A 14331-nucleotide genomic window follows, 5' to 3' on the forward strand; every position below is an offset into this window, starting at 1 on the left:
GGAAAGGCATGGGAATATTGTTCGCGGGACCGCAGTTGGAATTTGAACAAATTAAGGAAGCGTGGTTTGCCGCAGCGGGACAATTGGCCGCGAAGGGCGTATTCGTCGGCGGGCAGCCAGTTACGGAATTCGAACGGGCATTCGCCCGATATTCCGGAACGGCTCACGCGGCTGGCGTCGGCAATGGAACCGATGCGCTGTTCCTGGCGCTCAAAGCGCTCGGCATAGGGCCTGGCGACGAGGTAGTCACGGCCACCAATACGTTCGTCGCGACCGCCGAAGCGATTCATCATACGGGAGCGACGCCGGTGCTTGCGGATTGCGACTTGGGAAGCTATCTCATCGATCCGGAGAGTCTGATGGAGAAGCTGACCCCGCGCACGAAAGCCGTCATTCCCGTACATCTATACGGTCAGATGGTGGATATGTCGCCATGGATCTCGCTTGTGCGAGAGCGGGGAATCGCTGTCGTAGAGGATAGCGCCCAAGCTGCGGGAGCGAGACTGGGCGGCATGCCTGCCGGCAGCGCAGGCGATGTGGGCTGCTTCAGCTTTTATCCGGACAAAAACTTAGGGGCGCTCGGCGATGGTGGAGCTATCGTTACCTCGGATGAGTCGCTGCTGTCGACCGTTCGCAAGCTTCGCAATCACGGCGGGGAGACGCGGTATACGCATGATATACCAGGCTACAACAGCAGGCTGGATGCCTTGCAAGCGCTTGCGCTTAGTCTAAAGCTGGAGCGGCTGGATGAGTGGTCGGCGCATCGTAGACGGATAGCGGGGCTTTACGAACGTTATTTGGGTGAGGTCAACGGTATCGTACTGCCTGTGCACCGCGGCGATGACAGCCATGTGTTTCATCTGTACGTAGTGAGATTGCCTGTGGAGGCAAGGGAGAGCGCTCGGCGTTATTTGCAGAAGAAAGGCATCTTGACCGCGGTGCAATATCCGCTGCCTGTACACCTTCTGCCGGCGTTCCGCCATCTGGGCTACAAGCCGGGAGACTTTCCGGTCGCGGAGTTCTGTTCGGAGCGCATTCTGTCTCTGCCCATGCACATCGGCATGAATGAGGAGGCGGTACTTGAGGTGGCGGAAGGGCTAATAGCGGCGCTTGCTTCGCCTGCTTATCGGTGTTAACGGCCCGTTGTCATGTGATAGGGGAGCCGAATACGAGCATGGGGAGTGTGAATGGTGATGGCAGGCATAGAACGGGAAGAAGAACGCAAAGGCATTATTAGATGCCTGCGGGAAGACATTGGGGAGCTAATCGATGATTCCGGGCTTGCGGGACGAATCGGTGAGCATGACCTGCTGGAGCTTGCTGGCGTGGATTCATTTGTCATGATTAATTTGATCCTTCGCGTGGAGCAGCGGTACGGATTGACGCTGGCCGACGGAGAACTGCAATCCGAGGTCGTCGGGACCTTGGGAGGACTGGCGGACAGCATATGCACCAAACGAAAGGAGGATAAGGCATGAACGGCCCGCCGATTCATTGCTTATTGGATTGTTTGGCGTATCTTGTACGGAACCGGACGGATATGGACCCGCGTCCGATCTATCTGGGCGTCTGGAATGCTCCGTTCATTGGGGATGAAGACGGGTTTTCCTACTATTCGGAAGAAATCGATCCCGATCTCGATCTGCGGCGGTTCGAGCAGTTGTATGGACCGTGCCTCACACGCTGGCTAGAGCCAGAGTGGGAGAAGGAAAGGAAGTTCGCGCAGCTGGCTGAGGAGTTGGCGGAGGCGAGTGAGACGGTATCCGTTATTGTGCTCGTTGATCTGTATTACATGCCTCATTCCGCGATCTGCTACGGACTGAAGCATATGCCGCACATGCTCATCGTGGAGCTTGGTCAGGACGGCGGTGGCTTTCGGGCGGTGGATCCCTTCTTCGATTGGGAAGGGGAGATCGCACGTTCGGTGCTTTTCGAAGCCTTTACTTGCGGGGGACTGAGCTCCGGCATTACGATTCGCCTGGACAAAGCATCGGAGCCTAGCCGCATGCTTGCAGGAGAGGCGTTCCGCATGCATTTCGACTTGGGGACGAGTCCGTTGATACTGGGCGTGGATGATTATCTGCGCCAAATCGAGAACGGTACCCCGAACTATACGGCGGTGAAGCTGTACGCCAGCATAGGGCAGGTAGGGGTCATTGCGAAGCGCTGGAAGGGACTCGGGGAGGTGGCCCGTTATTTTGCTGACACAGGCGGCGGGGATGGAGCGCCTGTTCTGGAAATGCTGGATCAATTGCTCGTCAAATGGGAAAATATTGTGCTTGTCATCGTGAGGCTGGGAGTGCTTGGCAACCATGCCAAGCTGACTGATGCGCGGGCGAAGCTCGCGAAGCTGGCTGAACTGGAGCACGACATTCAGGGGGCATTGTGCACGATGTTCGAACGATGGGAGGCGACGGGGCATGAGCGGGTCGGATAAGAAGCTCCGTATCGGTTATTCTTCCGGCTCGGCGAGAATGGTGAACGAGCGGGCAATTGATTCCAACTGGGTTCGTTACATGGGCCAGCATGCGGAGCTGGTGCCGATTCCCCCGCTCGCCTTGTACCGCCTCTTCGGCGGCTCGGTTGAACGATTCGTTCGGGAGTGGCCGGAGTCGCTGCAGCGTATGTCGGACGGGCTTTCGGAGTTGTGTAGTCACTATGACGTGAAGACCTTGTATCTAAACATTTCCGCGCTTGCCCCCTACCTGTTTATGGGCAGGGCAGCGGGCGGCATCGATCTCGGCTTTTTGTTTATCGCACATTCGGTGGCATCCGAGCATTGGCTGCGGCAATGGCTGGCCATTGCCCCGTTCCTGAGTGAACGGGACGTTCTGCTATGCTCTACGCCGAGCAGCAAAGATGCATTGTGCCGAATCTCTCCTCGTTACGAGCTGGCCAAGGTTATACCGCTGGCTATAGAATCAAGAGCCTGGCGTGAGGTAGAGGAGGCACTCGGACGAAGAAACGGGCGAAGGCTGCTGTCCATCGGCCGGTTGGAGGACGTAAAAAACATCGAGCTGCTGCTGCGGATGTTCGCTGCTGTGCTGGACGTATTGCCGGATGCCAGTCTTACCGTCGCTGGGGAGTATACAGGTAGGGATAAGGCGCAAATCGAGGGTTACGAAGCGTTGATCAGGGAGTTGGTCGCGAGCCTTGAATTAGACCGTCACGTTATCTTCGCAAACGCTGTTGAAGGGGAAGTAAAGGAGGCTTTGTTCGCGGAATCCGATCTGCTCGTCAACGTCTCGACTGATCCCGGAGAGACGTTCGGCTACAACCTGTTGGAAGCGAAAGCTTGGGGGGTACCGGCCGTGTGCGCAGGCTGGAATGGATTCCGCGACGTGGTGAACGACGGAGAGGACGGCTTGCTCGTTCCTTGCGAATGGGATGGGCCATACCCTGTCGTGGACGAGTGCCAGGCGTCGAAAGCAGTCCTAACGCTGCTTATGGACGACGGCTTGCGGACGCGCATGTCCCGGCAGGCTGCGACATCGGCGGAAAGGTACGATAACCGGGACATATTCTCAGCAGTCGTCCGTGAGATCGAGCTCGCCGCGGGATCGGCAATCATCGAACCGGAGCAGATGAACGTCGTCGCGACGATGGGACAAAGCCTGCCGCAGCAGGCGAAGCTGTACCGATTGGAGCATTTGCAGCAGCTGCCATTCCATGGGCAGTCACTGCTACGAATTGTAACTTCTCCATCTGAAACGCCGCTTACGGAATGGATGCCGCTCGTCAAACCGATTGCAAGCCATTATGCGGGGAGGACTGCTTATGCAGAGCATTAGATTGTTTATGCGTCTGACGCCTTATGTCCGGATTCGTTGGCCACTCACGGCGGCCGCATATGCTTGTGCCTTGTTGAGCTTAACCTGTCAGCTTGTGCAGCCTTACCTGTTCTTGGTACTGATCGATCGGGTATTGACGGGGGGCGAAAAGGAGCTGCTTGCGCCGCTGCTGCTCACTTCGGGAGGACTCGCGATTGGCTCCATGCTGCTCGGGACCGTGCAAGCCGCCATGTTCCGATACTTGGGCATCCGGCATACGCTGGACCTGCGGGAAGTCATTCTGGCACATCTTCGCCGATTGCCAATGGCTGAGATTGAACGGCATGGCGCGGGCAAATATTCCGCGTTAATGGGCATGGACACCGCGACGATGGGCAACTTTTTGAACCATGTGGTCAAGGAGCTGCTCTCCCAGTGGTACACGCTGTTGTTCGCGCTTGCGGTCATTTTCTACCTGGATTGGCAGCTTGCGCTAGCGGCACTCGCGGTTATCCCCATTCTGCTGGCGATTCCCCGGATGTTCCGTTCGCTTATTATGCGCCATACGGGCGCGGTCAGGGCGCACAACGAGGAGATCGGCACGTATTTGTACGAGAGCATAGAGGGCTCTCGGGAGATTCGCATTCACGGGCTGGAACGATGGGAGCAGGAACGGAACGAAGCCCGCTATCGCAATCTGGTGGGAGCAAGCGTAAAAGATACGCTGTACCGGGTGCTGTCAGCTCATGCAGGCTCGCTCGCGGTAAGCGGCATCGTCGTATTGGTCTACGGCTTCGGCTCCGGCAGGGTAATGGACGGGACGATGACGATTGGCATGCTCGTCGCTTTGGTTCAATATTTAAACAATGCGCTTGCCCCCGTGCAGGCCATGAACCATTTCGTGGGGGAGCTCCAGGGCGGGGAAGTGGCCATGAAGCGAATCGAGGAATTTCTCTGCTCGCCAGAGGAGCCGTTGCCCCGCGAAGGCGCTGCGGCAGAAGAGAAGGGACAGTCTTGGCTGCCAACTGTCGAGGGTGAGGGTCTGACGGTACTAGGCGGAGGACAGACAATATTGGACGGTGTCGACTTCGCTCTGAAGGAGGGGCAGACGGCCGCGTTTGTCGGAAGAAGCGGTTCGGGCAAAAGCACATTATTCCGCGCGATCCTCGGCTTCATGCCGGTAGAGACCGGCGTCATCCGGCTCGGAGGCGTGCCGCATACCGCATGGTCAAGAGAATTTCTTAATCGTCGTATCGGGGTAGTGTTCCAGGAGAGCTTTCTGTTCGCGGGCAGTATCCGCGATAATATCGCGATCGGACGGTTGGATGCAACGGATGAGGAGATTTACGAGGCTGCCAGAAAGGCGGACTTAGGCTCCTGGATTGACAGCCAACCTGTTGGGCTGACTACGTTATTAGGCCATCGGGGCGACGGATTGTCGGGTGGACAGCGGCAGCGGGTCGCCATCGCCAGAGTATTCTTGCAACAGCCAGAGGTACTAATCTTGGACGAGCCAACCTCGGCGCTTGATCGAGGGACGGAGGGACAGGTATTGCAGGCTTTGGCCGAGCTGATGAAAGGGAAAACGACGCTGATGTCCACGCACAGGCTTCAAACCGTGGAAGAAGCCGACATGATCTACGTAATGGAAGCGGGGGAAGTGACGGATAAGGGCAGCCATGCCGAATTGTTGAAGCGCGGAAGCGCACCTTACCTTGCGATACTTAGCCGCCAAAGCCGTATCTCGGAAGCGGAGGAGCTTGAAGGCGAGACAGTGCCTTCGGATTTGACACTTGAGTTGTCCAAGAGGGAGATGCCTGCATGAGCGCGATACCGATTTCGTTTGCGAAGTGGCTGCAGGATACCGCCAGGCCGGATCGCGGCATGTTCTACGATAGGGATGGTGAACGCCGATATAAGGGCTTCGACGAGCTTTACCGGGAGGCGCTACTTATGGCGGAGCGTCTTCGATGCCTGAAGCTTCGGCCGCGGTTTATCGCGCCGATCTGGATGACGTCTTCCCCTGCGTGCTTCCGTGCCATTATGGCCGTCGCGCTGGCAGACGGCATACCGGTCCCGCTGCATACCGCTTCTGCTATTGCGGAAATACCAGCGATATTGGCCGATCTGGAGGCCGAGCTTTTCTTCTATAGCTCGTCGCTGCTCTCGGCTTCGCGGCTGTCAGAAGGTTGGGCCGTGCTTGCGGGACACGGAGCGCTGCTTATGGATGGCGAGACGGGCGAGGTTTGGAATACCGCGATGCAAGACAGGGCACGCGAGCTTCCAGAACGAACACGGCAGTATGTACCGCCGCATGATACGGCGTTTATCTTCATGAGCTCGGGCTCCACAGGTAGGCCTAAGGGCATAATGCTGAGCTTGCGCAATATTTGGTCTAATGTTGTGTCCATTAAGCAGAGTTTGGAGTTAGGCGGAAGCGACAGCGTGCTCATTATGAAGTCGCTGGGCTACTGCTCGACGGTAACGGGCGAATGGCTGCTTGCGCTTCATGCGGGAATGAACATCGCTCTCGCGCCAGGCTTGACCCACCCGTTGCAGCTTATTTCCGCGATCCGAGAGTATCGGCCTACGTTTCTATGTACCGTACCTGCTGTCATGCTGCCGCTTGCTAAATCCGTCAAGTGGCAGGCAGAGGATTTTCAAAGCCTGCGGAAGCTGATTGTCGTCGGTGCGGCGATGCCGCCCGATATACTGCTGCTCATGCAGAGCAGGCTGCCAGCCACAGACATCATGCCATGCTACGGTCTGACGGAAGCATCGCCGCGCGTGACGTATTTGCCTTCGCGCTGCCTTACGGTCAAGCCCGGTTCGGCGGGGAAGGCCGTGCCCGGCGTTGAGCTTGCGATTTACCATAACGGTCAGCCTTGTCCGCCGGGCGAGACGGGGGAGGTCGTTGTCAGGGGCGATAACGTGATGCTGGGTTACTATAACGACGAGAAGCGTACGGCAGAGGCGTTGACGCCGCTTGGATTGCGGACGAAGGACGAGGGATGGCTGGATGAGGATGGCTATCTGTATTTGACCGGCCGATCGGACTATGCGTTCAACGTAGCAGGGCACTTGTTCCATCCGGAAACGCTGGAGAATGTTCTGCTGTCGCATGCCGCTGTGGCCGAGGCTGCCGCGGCGGGCATGAAGGATGCGGCAACGGGAAGCCGACCCGTCGCATTTGTTGTCCTAGAAGAGGGGGGCTCCGCTTATAACGATGCCAAAGCCGTGACAGAGCTGCTCGAGTATTGCCGGGAACGGCTTCCCGCGGCAGGAAGACCCCGGGACATTATAATCGTCCCGGCGCTGCCACGAACGAAGACAGGCAAGCTGGACCGGAGAACAATTCAAGCAAAAGTTGAGGAGGGGTACGATGATCATGGAAGAAGAGAGAGCTCCGTTGCAATTGATGGTCATTGACATTATGGCGGGGCTGCTGAGACAGCGGCCGGAGGACATCCGGTTGGAGCATTCGCTGCTAAACGATCTGTATTTGGATTCGCTGCATGTGCTGGAGCTGCTTACGCTGCTGGAGCAGAGGTTCGGCTTCGAAACCGATGCCGAGGACCTGCAGCCGCATGTGTTCAGCACGGTGGAATCCGTTGTCACTTTCGTTCGCGAGAAGGCTGCTTCATGACAGGAAGTACGATACCAGAACGACTGGAGCGGGCCGCGGCGACGGCGGCCATGCAATATCCATTTTATCGGCGGTTTCAAGGTGCTGGTGCATCCTTCCGCGATCTGCCCATTATGGACAAGGCGACGATTAACGCCAATCGGGTGCTGCTTGAGCTTCCCTCCCAGGAACCGCTGATCGTCTCCCATACCTCGGGCAGCACGGGCACGCCGTTCCGCTGCGTGAAGACGCGGGAGGAGCAGCGGGCGCTGGGGCTCGCGATTCAGCGGAGCAGGCGGCGTGCAGGCGTGCCGACAAACGGCCGTATGCTGCTCCTGGGCAATGCCTTGCTAGCGGACCGCAGAATGGTGACGCTGTACGGCAACCGGATGATGCAGGAAAAGCCGCATCTGATTCAGGGGCGCTGCTCTGGGCTGTACGAGCTTGCCATGCATGTGGAAAGAAACGGGTTGCCGATAGCTGACTCGCTCGTCGCCTTGCAGAACTGGGGTGAATACTCGCAGCCGGGACAACGCAAAGAGATCGAGCGCGTCTTCGGTGTGCCAATGCTGGACTATTACGGCATGGAGGAAATATGGCTTATCGCCTTCGCGGGCATGGACGGTGTGCTTCGCATCGACGAATCGCTCGTATATGTGGAGGTGCTGGACCCGATCACGCTGCAGCCCGTCCCCGAAGGCGAGACAGGGGAGCTGGTTGTGACTTCCTTCGTCATGAACAGCTTGCCCTTCCTGCGCTACAGGACGGGGGACATGGGGAGAGTTAGACGTGACGAAGGCTCCGACGTGCCGATCCTTACGCTGATGCCATTCCGGCAATCTTCCATCAAGCTTCCCGGCAGAGAAGTTCAGTCCGCCGTACTGCGTTATCTTGATGGGTTCTACAAGTGGCTGGCGACAGATATTGGCGTCAGGCAGTTCCAACTCGTTCAGGAGTCGCATTATGAATTCCGGCTCCGTATTGCAGGTAGCCAAAGCAGCGACGCGGAGCTGGGAGAAGCGGCGGACAAGCTTGCGAATTTGCTTAAGAAGGTGCTTCTGGCAGACGAATTGCAGATCGTCGTGGAGCATGTAGAAGAGATTCAGGCTCATCCCGTCAGCGGGAAGTGCCATCCCTTCGTCAGCCATGTGTCCTGATTTCGTAATCTCGTTTAATCTAACTATTGAGGAGGAGGAAGACGGACATGGTTACAGACGTTTATCGTCCCGAAAGCCCGGCTGGGTTAGCCGCGCTGGAATGCACGGCATCATGCATCGTAGCGGCGCTATCGCTTTCCGGCGGCGATCCACGCTATTTTCTGCTGGGATACTGGCATATCGGATATTATGACGGCATGCTGATGTCCGTTCGGAACATGAAGTGGATTGATTTGCAGTTCGAATACGGTATCCGCTTCTACCTGACTTCGGGGAGCGCCGAGGCGGTCAGCTCGCTGCTCGATGAAGGCGGAATGGCGATCGTATTATGCAGAGCCTCCAAGCTGCGTTTTTTCCCGAGGTCCATGCTGGGGTTCGAGTCGGCCGGCTTCTACCATAGCATTCTGCTCCATAGACGGGTTGACAGAGAAGAGGAGGGCCGTTATGAGGTCGTGGACCCGGTAGCTGGCTATGCAGGAGAGATGACAGCGGCGGAGCTCTCGGTAGCCAGCGTGAGGAGGAATGAGCTGGTGTATTGCAAGCTGGCTTGGGACGCTGCTTACAGCCGGCCCTCTCGAGAGGTATCACTGCGCAAGGAGTCGGCTGCGATTCTGAACGGTTATCGGAGGGAAGCGGGCAGAGCTTTCCAACTCTTCTGCGCCGATGTTACAGCCAGTGCCGATTGGGAAGAAGAACGGCGCAGAACGTGGGCGGAGCAGAACATGATCGCGCTCTCCGCCATGATCCGGATGCGAGGCCTCGTATGGCAAAGCTATCGGGAGCTTGGATCATATTCGGAATGGGAAGCGGAAGAAGGCGCCCGAAGAGCGGAAGATGTGAGGCGGGGCTGGATGAACGTTAACCTGCTGCTGGCGAAGCTTGGGAAACGCCGGCCGGCAGGGGACCTCCGGGAAGGACTGCTGCGCAAGCTGGAGGGAGCCCGGCTTGCAGAGCTGGAGCTTCTCGAATATTTGGCGGCGAGAGGTGGGGCTGAGTGATGAACATTCATCTATGCTCCATTTCGTTCCGGCATGAGCTGGTCTCATTCCCGGAGCTGCTGGACTTCGCGGCGCTTAACGGCTTCGCGGGCATTGAGCTGTGGGGCGCGCATGCCGCGGCCATGGCCCGCCGCATGCCGATGCAGGCGGCCCGTGCCGTGCTCGGCATGCGGCGAAGGGGGCTCAAGGTTGCCATGATCAGCGGTTACGTGCCATTGCTTGCCGAGCCGGAGGAGCTTCATGACGCCAAAGCTTGGCGTCAATGGAGAGATCTGATCGCGCTGGCACGAATGTTTGAAAGCGACAAGATCCGGATTTTTGCCGGTCACAAGTCTAGTAGCCAATCGCGGGATGAGGACTGGCTGCTAGCGGTCGGCAGGCTGCGGGAGATGGCGGGACTGGCGTGGAAGCACGGCATTCGCACCGTCATCGAGACGCATCCCGGCACACTGGCAGACAATTTAGCGTCTACGCTGCGGTTGATTAGGGAGGTTAATCATCCCATGCTGGGCGTGAACCTGGATTTCCTGCACCTGTGGGAAGCGGGCGATGATATCGCGAGCGCGTATCAGCGACTATCGCCATGGACGATGCACTACCACTGCAAGAACGTACGGAGTCGCCACGAGCTTGACGTCTTCTCTCCGGACAACGTGTATGCCCCTGGAGGGAGGCGGGAAGGCATGGTTCCGCTGGCGGAAGGCGCGGTCGACTATGATGCCATATTTTCGCTGCTCCGGGACAGGGAGCAGCTAGCTTCCTTGTCTTTGGAATGGTTCGGAAGCGATCCCTACCGCTATTTGTCCGAAGAGATGGCATGGATCAAGGGCAAGGGACAACCTTGTTTTCCTGCGTTCATTCCCGCGTCAGGCCGCTTAGGTGGGTAACAAGGAGCACCATTTGTCTCATACATCCATCGTCTTCGTCCGATATCGTCTTCGGTATTCTATGGGGGTCATGCCCAGTCGGTTTTTGATCATGCCTGTGAAATTTCCGGGGTTACGGATGCCGACGTGCTCGCAGATCTGTTTGACTGGAGTGTCCGTATTCTCCAAATAATGAAGCGCCTTGCTAACCCGCAGCTCGTTCAGATGCCGGATAGGGGACACACCGAAAATATGACTGAATTCCTGACAAAAGTAGTTTGGATTATATCCGATCGCGCTGGCGATCTCCTGAAGCGAGAGATCGGGATTGTCCAGATGCTTGCGCATATACCGGACAGCATAGACGATGGGCAGACTGCTTTTTTTGCGCTTATGCGCTTTGGACGACTGGGCTGGGGACTCTCGTATTTCCTCTGCCTGAGGTAGAGCGGACTGGATGTCCGGCAGAAGAAGGCTCTCCATCAGCAAGGAGAACAGCAGGCTGCTGATATGAATGCGCGCGACGCTATCAACTGCCTCCATAGGCAGTTGATAGGCTTGGAGCTGTAATAACAGTTGCTTGCTAATTGAATTAATGTGACCCTTCAGCGATGGAGGGAAGCTGTCTAATTCAAGAAGAGAAGGGAATTGGAAGGCGGCCGCTTGAATTGCAGGAGATTCGCCTGAGTTGAGCCTGACGGTCTGCAGCGGCGCGATCAGAAGCGGCTGACCAGGTGCCAGGCTCTGTATGGAATGGCCTACATTGCATGTGAAGCTTTGCTGCGGCGACCACAGCAGTTGAAAACTGGAGCTTATCCACTCATCCCAGGATATATTTTGGAAGCGGTCGAAGCTTAGCGGAATTAACCGGGAAATCTGCCATTCTAACATGAATTATCCCCCTTAACCAACATCATGAGGCCGGCACTTAGCTGCGGATTCCAGATATAGCTATTATAGCTAAAAAGAGTGAGGCGGAGGAAACAAATAATAGACGGGAGTGTGCCCCATGTCCATTCATGCTGCGAGTAGCGATACGGTTCAATATTTAAAGAAGATGATAGCGGAAATGACCGGAAATCCGGTTCTGGAATTCGATGCAGATATCTATGCCCAGATTCGCGATATGGGCGTGGATTCGCTTCGCATGATTCAACTGCTTGTCCACATCGAACAACACTTTGATATTGCGTTCGATGATGACGAGCTGATCATCGATTATTTCGCCACCATCGATCAGTTTGCTGCAAGCATTGCCAGAAAGATGGCCTAAGCGGTCTAGGCAAGAGGAGTTCGTTAGGACAATCCACAGAAGGAGGATGACGTCATGACAACGAAACGGCTGCCCATGCACGACCACGATTACAAGACGTATCCCAACATCGCCCATTTATTCTGCATGATCGGCAACCGGGAGGAGACGCTCCCGTGGGTGTACAACAACTTTATTCAACTCGTTTATTTCGGGTCGCTCCGCAAGATCGACTATACCAACAAACAGGACAGCTTCTTTGACCCGCTTTTGTTCGACTGTCCATGGCTTCAATTTCAATTCATGCACCGGGACATCGTAGCGCAAAAATGGCAAGGAAGCATCGTCCAATTCGCGATCGAGGCCATTGATATGGGGCAGTACGTTTACTTTTTGGCCGATCAGTCACAGATTCGGGAATCCGATGCTTACGGCAGGCAGGCGCACAATCATGACATGTTCATTTACGGCTACGATAAGGCAGCGGGAACGCTGCATATTGCGGACAATTTGCGGAGAGGGAGATATGTCGAGACGATCTGCTCCTTCGCCGAGATGGAGGCTGCTTACGCGGCAGCCGACCCGGACAGCGATTGGTTTGACCAGCGCGTGATGTCGGTGTCCTTTAAGCCGAAAACTTATTTTCAGTATGAACGAAATACGGCCTTCGATTCGTTGTCCGCCGTGGACGCGATGGACCGTTATGTCAGGGGATGGAAGCCGCCCTCTTACTTATGCTTGGAAAATACGTACGGGATCAAGGTGTATGACCGTATTCAGGAATATTTGCAAGGGCTTGAGCAGGGGCGGGACGTGGTAGATATCCGCTTGCTGCATATTTTGTGGGAGCACAAAAAACTCATGCGCAGAAGACTCCGCTTCATGCTTGAGCACGATTTCCTACGGGACGCTTCGCTCGAATCGACTTATGCCGAGGTTGAGAGAGCGCATGGGATCGCGGTAGGCCTGCTGCTCAAATATTCAGTGAGCGGAGACAAGAGGAGCATCGCGAAGGTATCCTCGCTATTGTCCGATGGGGCAAGTCTGGAGAAGGAACTGTTGAAGAAGGCCATAGCAGGGACGCATCATCGTCCCATGTATGATAAGGGAGGCGCTTTTAGTGGAGAAAATTCGGTTGTCCTGCAAGGGCATACTGACCGCAAACCAGGCAGAATCGCTGATGTCCAAGCTGGCATACAGCGTTGAGGGCATCAGGAGCTGCGACTGGAATTCCGAAATGATGGAAGTTGTCATTGAGCCCGTAAGCATGGAGTCGTGCGAGGAGATTACAGCGACAGCAGAAGCGATGATCGCTGAGGAACGAGTGATCCGCACGCTTGGAAGCAGGACGATTAAGCAAACTCCCGAAAGATCGGGTATTTCGGAAGGGGACTACGATGATGATCGCGAGAAAGCACTGCAGCAAGCTTACGCGGCGGACGGAAGCGTCAAGCGGGATTATGCGGTTAAGTTGATCGGGCTGCTCGATCGGCTGTTCGAAGATATGGCCGTCCATAGGGGGGCGGCACTGCGCCGATATCCTTCCATGATTCGGCTCGACACGCTGGAGAAATGCGGGTATATCCGCTCTTTCCCGCAAAATCTGTTCGTCGTTAGCGAGTTCCCCCACCGATATGACACACTCAGGCAGGTTAAAACGGCCGCAGACCCCGCAGCGCTTGCAAGGCAAAGCCGGCACGCCTTGGCGCCGGCGGTATGCTTTCACTGTTATGCCGAATTGTCTGGGCGAGTGCTGGACGGGCCTGTGCGGCTTACCGCTATGGGCAATTGCTTCCGTCACGAGGCGGAGTGGAGGGTGGGCAACCATCGGTTAACCGAATTCGGCATGAGGGAAGTCGTATTCGTCGGAGACGCGGATTTCGTGGAGGAAGAACGAGGCTGGTGGATGCAGGGAATTTGGTCGTTGTTTATCGAGCTAGGCTTGCACGGAAGCTTGACGACGGCGAATGATCCTTTCTACTTCTCGGAAGACGCGCTTAAAATCCAACATCAGAAGATGGCGTCGATGAAATACGAATTGCTGGTGGAAACGCCGGCCCGCAGCACGTTTTCCATCGCCTCTTTTAACCATATGGGAGACTCGCTTTGCAAGCCGTTTGACGTCAAAGGTCCCGGGGGGTTGCCATGGTCATCGGGCTGCGTTGCCTTTGGCATAGACAGGTGGGCATTTGCTCTGCTGGCGGAGTACGGTGCATGGGACGAATGGCCGTCGGCCGTCAAGGATAGGCTTCATGGCCGTGCCATGATGACGGTAACACAAAGGTTGAGGTGATCATTTATTTAACAAAAACAAAGACCAAGGCCGGCTGGGAACGTATTCCTAGGCGGCTTTGTTGCGCGTGTCGATTTTACCAAGTTGTATTTCCACGTCATATTCCGTTAGCCATTCCTCCGTACTCCAAATGTAAAACAGCCGTGGAGATAGCATAATGCAGGAAATGTAGCGCAGCACGGGTATTGTTGATGGTTTTGTGTTACTTTGATCTGCCTGTGTTACCGTGTGGAAGTGCCGCTGCAGAAAGTACAATTTAACTCCAATTGGTGCCAACATTTTGGATTTTCTACCTTGAAGTATATATCTGAACTATCAAACGAAAAGTCCACTATGGTTTATGTAAAGCTAGTGACGCTTAATTTCGTCA

14 protein-coding genes are annotated in these 14331 nt (G+C 56.0%); 13 read left to right on the plus strand and 1 reads right to left on the minus strand.

Annotated features, from left to right (window positions below; translation table 11 throughout):
• Nucleotides 1-8: 8 nt before the first annotated feature.
• Genes E0496_RS24005 through E0496_RS24050 form a run of 10 tightly spaced genes read left to right on the plus strand, consistent with a single transcriptional unit; the run spans nucleotide 9 to nucleotide 10437 of the window.
• Complete coding sequence (locus E0496_RS24005) at nucleotides 9-1136, plus strand: DegT/DnrJ/EryC1/StrS family aminotransferase (protein ID WP_141504284.1); 1128 nt, start codon at nucleotides 9-11, stop codon at nucleotides 1134-1136.
• Nucleotides 1137-1193: 57 nt separating this feature from the next.
• The gene (locus E0496_RS24010; protein ID WP_161601541.1) at nucleotides 1194-1478 is read left to right on the plus strand and encodes an acyl carrier protein; all 285 of its coding nucleotides are present in this window, start codon (nucleotides 1194-1196) and stop codon (nucleotides 1476-1478) included.
• On the plus strand, nucleotides 1475-2437 hold the full coding sequence (locus E0496_RS24015; RefSeq protein WP_141504286.1) for a DUF6005 family protein: 963 nt from the start codon (nucleotides 1475-1477) through the stop codon (nucleotides 2435-2437). Before E0496_RS24010 ends, E0496_RS24015 begins: the two co-directional genes overlap by 4 nt.
• On the plus strand, nucleotides 2421-3791 hold the full coding sequence (locus tag E0496_RS24020; protein ID WP_161601542.1) for a glycosyltransferase family 4 protein: 1371 nt from the start codon (nucleotides 2421-2423) through the stop codon (nucleotides 3789-3791). Before E0496_RS24015 ends, E0496_RS24020 begins: the two co-directional genes overlap by 17 nt.
• A complete protein-coding gene (locus E0496_RS24025; RefSeq protein WP_161601543.1) occupies nucleotides 3778-5595 on the plus strand; it encodes an ABC transporter ATP-binding protein in 1818 nt (605 codons plus the stop codon). Before E0496_RS24020 ends, E0496_RS24025 begins: the two co-directional genes overlap by 14 nt.
• Nucleotides 5592-7199 (plus strand): class I adenylate-forming enzyme family protein, encoded by a 1608-nt coding sequence (locus tag E0496_RS24030; RefSeq protein ID WP_141504289.1) that lies wholly within the window; start codon nucleotides 5592-5594, stop codon nucleotides 7197-7199. Before E0496_RS24025 ends, E0496_RS24030 begins: the two co-directional genes overlap by 4 nt.
• Nucleotides 7153-7416, plus strand: a complete 264-nt coding sequence (locus E0496_RS24035; protein WP_141504290.1) for an acyl carrier protein — start codon at nucleotides 7153-7155, stop codon at nucleotides 7414-7416. Before E0496_RS24030 ends, E0496_RS24035 begins: the two co-directional genes overlap by 47 nt.
• A complete protein-coding gene (locus E0496_RS24040) occupies nucleotides 7413-8552 on the plus strand; it encodes a phenylacetate--CoA ligase family protein (RefSeq protein ID WP_141504291.1) in 1140 nt (379 codons plus the stop codon). The genes E0496_RS24035 and E0496_RS24040 overlap by 4 nt, the downstream gene beginning before the upstream one ends.
• 47 nt (nucleotides 8553-8599) lie before the next feature.
• Complete coding sequence (locus E0496_RS24045; RefSeq protein WP_141504292.1) at nucleotides 8600-9550, plus strand: hypothetical protein; 951 nt, start codon at nucleotides 8600-8602, stop codon at nucleotides 9548-9550.
• Nucleotides 9550-10437, plus strand: coding sequence for a sugar phosphate isomerase/epimerase family protein (locus tag E0496_RS24050; RefSeq protein WP_141504293.1), 888 nt, complete (start codon nucleotides 9550-9552; stop codon nucleotides 10435-10437). Before E0496_RS24045 ends, E0496_RS24050 begins: the two co-directional genes overlap by 1 nt.
• Before the next feature lie 18 nt (nucleotides 10438-10455).
• On the opposite strand, the gene E0496_RS24055 is transcribed toward E0496_RS24050, so the two are convergent.
• Entirely contained in the window at nucleotides 10456-11307 is an 852-nt protein-coding gene (locus E0496_RS24055; RefSeq protein WP_141504294.1) for a helix-turn-helix transcriptional regulator, read from the minus strand.
• Between the two features lie 118 nt (nucleotides 11308-11425).
• Here E0496_RS24055 and E0496_RS24060 point away from each other — a divergent pair, with 118 nt between their 5' ends.
• From E0496_RS24060 to E0496_RS24070, 3 genes are read left to right on the plus strand one after another with little or no spacing between them, the layout of a single operon-like run.
• The gene (locus tag E0496_RS24060) at nucleotides 11426-11689 is read left to right on the plus strand and encodes an acyl carrier protein (RefSeq protein WP_141504295.1); all 264 of its coding nucleotides are present in this window, start codon (nucleotides 11426-11428) and stop codon (nucleotides 11687-11689) included.
• 54 nt (nucleotides 11690-11743) lie between these two features.
• Nucleotides 11744-12874 carry a hypothetical protein gene (locus tag E0496_RS24065; protein ID WP_141504296.1) on the plus strand — a complete coding sequence of 377 codons (1131 nt, stop codon included), beginning with the start codon at nucleotides 11744-11746 and terminating at the stop codon, nucleotides 12872-12874.
• Nucleotides 12789-13961, plus strand: coding sequence for a class-II aminoacyl-tRNA synthetase family protein (locus E0496_RS24070; RefSeq protein ID WP_141504297.1), 1173 nt, complete (start codon nucleotides 12789-12791; stop codon nucleotides 13959-13961). Before E0496_RS24065 ends, E0496_RS24070 begins: the two co-directional genes overlap by 86 nt.
• Nucleotides 13962-14331 lie beyond the last annotated feature (370 nt).

It is taken from the genome of Paenibacillus luteus (genome assembly GCF_006542765.1).
In the GTDB taxonomy this organism is placed as follows: domain Bacteria; phylum Bacillota; class Bacilli; order Paenibacillales; family Paenibacillaceae; genus Pristimantibacillus; species Pristimantibacillus luteus.

Coding starts and splice junctions, on each gene's coding strand:
- E0496_RS24005 (WP_141504284.1), top strand. CDS start 9: ATGGGAATATTGTTCGCGGGACCGCAGTTGGAATTTGAACAAATTAAG.
- E0496_RS24010 (WP_161601541.1), top strand. CDS start 1,194: ATGGCAGGCATAGAACGGGAAGAAGAACGCAAAGGCATTATTAGATGC.
- E0496_RS24015 (WP_141504286.1), top strand. CDS start 1,475: ATGAACGGCCCGCCGATTCATTGCTTATTGGATTGTTTGGCGTATCTT.
- E0496_RS24020 (WP_161601542.1), top strand. CDS start 2,421: ATGAGCGGGTCGGATAAGAAGCTCCGTATCGGTTATTCTTCCGGCTCG.
- E0496_RS24025 (WP_161601543.1), top strand. CDS start 3,778: ATGCAGAGCATTAGATTGTTTATGCGTCTGACGCCTTATGTCCGGATT.
- E0496_RS24030 (WP_141504289.1), top strand. CDS start 5,592: ATGAGCGCGATACCGATTTCGTTTGCGAAGTGGCTGCAGGATACCGCC.
- E0496_RS24035 (WP_141504290.1), top strand. CDS start 7,153: ATGATCATGGAAGAAGAGAGAGCTCCGTTGCAATTGATGGTCATTGAC.
- E0496_RS24040 (WP_141504291.1), top strand. CDS start 7,413: ATGACAGGAAGTACGATACCAGAACGACTGGAGCGGGCCGCGGCGACG.
- E0496_RS24045 (WP_141504292.1), top strand. CDS start 8,600: ATGGTTACAGACGTTTATCGTCCCGAAAGCCCGGCTGGGTTAGCCGCG.
- E0496_RS24050 (WP_141504293.1), top strand. CDS start 9,550: ATGAACATTCATCTATGCTCCATTTCGTTCCGGCATGAGCTGGTCTCA.
- E0496_RS24055 (WP_141504294.1), bottom strand. CDS start 11,307: ATGTTAGAATGGCAGATTTCCCGGTTAATTCCGCTAAGCTTCGACCGC.
- E0496_RS24060 (WP_141504295.1), top strand. CDS start 11,426: ATGTCCATTCATGCTGCGAGTAGCGATACGGTTCAATATTTAAAGAAG.
- E0496_RS24065 (WP_141504296.1), top strand. CDS start 11,744: ATGACAACGAAACGGCTGCCCATGCACGACCACGATTACAAGACGTAT.